Consider the following 3,445-nt stretch of genomic DNA (forward strand, 5'->3'; position numbering starts at 1 on the left):
CAGCGCGCCGAGATCAGCCGCGCATCTTCATGTCCGCCCAGTTCGGGCTGAGGCTCGCAGTGGCGCTGGGGCGTGAGTCGATGCGCTTGAACCAGGCAGCGATATTGGCGTTCGACGGGTCGAGCGGCTGGCCCACGTCCTTGGCGAAATCGAGGCAGCAGTACAAGACGATGTCGACCAGGCGCAGCTGCTTGCCGGCGATGAAATCACGGCCGGCGATCAGGCCGTCGAGCTTCTTCAGCCAGCTCTGGGCCGACACTTTCATGTCCGGCGCCGCTGCCGGAATGCAATGCACCCGGTCCTTGAACAGGCCGAGGCCTTCGGAGTAGCGGAACGCGTTGTAGATGTATTCGGTGATGTTCAGCTCGATCCGGCGCTGCCACTGGCGAGCCTCGGCGCGCTCCTGGGCGTTGCTGCCGATCAGTGCCGGCGTCGGATGCTTTTCTTCGAGGTATTCGCAGATGACCACGGTCTCGCCGAGCACCGAGCCGTCGTCGAGTTCCAGCGATGGCGTCTGGCCACCTGGATTCTTGTCGGTATAAGGCGGCTTGCGATTCTCGCCGCGGAGCATGTCGATGTCGGTAGACGGAATGCTCAGACCTTTCTCGGCCATGAACATGCGCACGATGCGCGGATTCGGGCCAAAGGAATTGATCAGCTTCATGGGTGCTTTCTCCTCGTTCTTGTGGGTGTTGATGCGACAGGCCGACAGCTTGGCCAAACAGCGTTACGAAAATAAGTGGGCTTATGCATTTTGCTGTCGGCGATTGCCGATTCAACATCTATAGGGTTCGCCCGCGGGCTTCAATCCGGCAAGCCGAAGGTGACCACGGCATCGCCCTGGCGATAACCCCAGATCGCGCTGCCACCGGCAGCGACGGTCACATAAGGCTTGCCGTCGATCACGTAGGCGATCGGTGGCGCATTGACGCCAGCGCCGCAGTTGAACTGCCACAGGCGCTTGCCGGTCGCCGAATCGAAAGCCGACAGGTTGCCGTCGCCCTCGCCGGTGAAGACCACGCCGCCCTGCAGCGCCAGTACGCCGCCAATCAAAGGCTGCGGCGTCTTTGTCGTCCAGGCGAGCTTGCCGTCACGCTTCAGATCGATCGCTGCCAGCACGCCCCAGCGTTCGCCCTGCGAGGGCTCGGCGGCGTAGTACGGCACGGCCGGTTTGTCGCCCTCGGCGGGAATTTCCTTGACCGAATACTGCGTCGGCCAATGCATGGCGGCGACAAAGGCCAGCTGACGCGAAACGTCGAGCGCGGCCGGTGACCAGTTGACGCCACCACCGATGCCGGGCGCGATGGTGATGCCTTCCGGTGTCGGCTGCGCAAACAGATTGCTCTGTGGCACGAAGGCTTCGGACTTGTACAGCAGCCGGCCGCTGCTGCGCTCGTGGACAAACATCCAGCCGGTCTTGGAAGCCTGTGCCACCGCTTCGACCTTGGCGCCCTTGACCGTGGCTTCGAACAGCACCGGTGGCGAGGTCACGTCATAACCCCAGAGATCGTGCGGTACCTGCTGCCAGTACCACTTCGGCGCGCCCGTGCGGCCGTCGATGGCGACCAGACTCGAGGTGTAGAGGTTGTCACCGGGCCGGCCGTCGCCATTCATCTGCGGGCTGGGATTGCCGACGCCGAAGTAGAGCCAGCCGGTCTTCAGATCGAGTGCCGGGGTCGAGTAGATCGAGCCGCCACCGAACTGCCAGGCATTGCGATGTTTTTCCGCTCCAGCCCGTTCGGCGGCGATATTGCGGTTCAGCGGCATGCCATCGGGCGTGGCATCGCGAAACTCGCCTTCCCAGCCGCCCTCTTCCGGATGGCGAATGGTGTCGAACTTCCACTGCAGCGCGCCGGTGTTGACGTCGAACGCCGCCAGGAAGCCGATGCCGCCGAACTGGCCGGGCAAGCCGACCACGGCGCCGAGCGGTGCACCGGCACGCGGGCTGTCCAGATGCAGGCCATAACCCAGGCCGGTGACGCCGACGATCACTCGATCCTCGAACACCAGCGGCGCGCTGGCGATGCCGACACCGGAGGCGCCGGAGACCTTGGCGTCCTTCAACCGGTCATCGGCGTTCAGGCTGTTACGGCTTTCCTCGGCAGCTTCGGGATGGGCAACCTCGACATCCCAGAGCAGCTTGCCGGTGGCGGCATCGAGCGCGATCAGGCGAGCATCGACGGTGCCGACGAAGATCTTGCCTTTGGCAAAGGCGACGCCGCGATTGGCCGGGCCGCAGCAGATCCGTTCAACGCGCTTCTTGTGCTCGTAGCGCCACAGCTCCTGGCCGGTCCTGGCATCGAGCGCGACAACATGCGAGTTCGGCAGCGACACGTACATGCGGCCGTCGATCACCAGCGGTGTCGCCTGGAAGGTGCCGGTAACGCCGCTCTGGTAGATCCACTTCGGCACCAGTTTGCCGACCGTCTTCGGATTGATCGCGGTGATCGGCGCCAGACGATGATTGGCACTGTCGAGACCATAGACCGGCCATTCGACGGTGCGGGCATCGGCGGCCAGCACGCCACCGGATACCACGGCGCCGAGCGCGAAGGCGCTCAGCCAGCGAATCGCAAATCCCGGAAAACCATGGCTCATTGCGGTCTCGATTTCGGAACAGTCGGCAGGGTTTCGAGTTCGTAGGCGGGATACAGATGCGATACCGAGCGCTCGTATTCGGTATGCAACTCCGCCAGCCGCTGGAAGCGCTCGGGGATCGTCAATTGCAACACTTCCGGCATGTCGAGACCACGGCGGGCGGCCCCTTGCAGGCTGTCCCTCAACCATTGCAGATAGTCGCGGGTCTGGGCGATGCCGGCGTGATCGCGCAGCACCGGACCGTGACCCGGCACCATGATCTTGAAGTCGAGCGCGTCGATCGCATCGAGCGTCTTCAACCAATGCGGGATGTCGGCATTCGGCGTGGTCAAGGTGCGCTGAAAGAACACCAGATCGCCGGTGAACAGCGTCTTGCTGGCCTCGTCGAAAACCATTAGATCAGCATCGGTATGGCCCAGCCCGGGGATCAGCCGCAGACGCCGGCCAGCGACGGTCACCTCGCCGCTCTTCGCTTCCATCGTCGGCAGGCGCAGTTCGGTATCGCGCATCGCATCACCGACCAGGCGATACAGATTCGACAGCAGGCTGTCGCCGTTGCGGGTCAGGCCTTGCGTGGTGCCCGGCAACGCCGCGATCGGTACTCCCGGATAAGCCTGACTGCCGAGCACGTGATCGGGATGCGCATGGGTCAGATAGATCTGCGTGACCGGCAGCTTGCCGAGCTTGGCAATCGCCGCGCGCTGCTGTTCGCCGTAGGCTTTAGACGGCCCGGTATCGATGACGATGACGCCGTCGCGGCAGATGATGAAACCGGTATTGACGATGTTGCCGCCATTCTCGCGGCTGAAGTTCTCGGTCTTGCCGACGAACACCTGCACGCCGTCGG

At 63.7% G+C, this 3,445-nt stretch carries 3 protein-coding genes; all 3 read right to left on the reverse strand.

Features of this window, described 5'->3' with window-relative positions; translation table 11 throughout:
- Positions 1 to 13 precede the first annotated feature (13 nt).
- Positions 14 to 664 (reverse strand): glutathione S-transferase family protein, encoded by a 651-nt coding sequence (locus QZY06_RS20165; RefSeq protein ID WP_295687581.1) that lies wholly within the window; start codon positions 662 to 664, stop codon positions 14 to 16.
- A gap of 140 nt (positions 665 to 804) precedes the next feature.
- Positions 805 to 2,598 (reverse strand): PQQ-binding-like beta-propeller repeat protein, encoded by a 1,794-nt coding sequence (locus QZY06_RS20170; RefSeq protein WP_295687584.1) that lies wholly within the window; start codon positions 2,596 to 2,598, stop codon positions 805 to 807.
- Positions 2,595 to 3,445, reverse strand: an 851-nt coding sequence (locus QZY06_RS20175; protein ID WP_295687586.1) for a quinoprotein relay system zinc metallohydrolase 1, incomplete at its 5' end; no start/stop codon positions are given. The genes QZY06_RS20175 and QZY06_RS20170, both read right to left, overlap by 4 nt.

This window comes from uncultured Nevskia sp. (genome assembly GCF_903885465.1).
Classification (GTDB): Bacteria; Pseudomonadota; Gammaproteobacteria; order Nevskiales; family Nevskiaceae; genus Nevskia.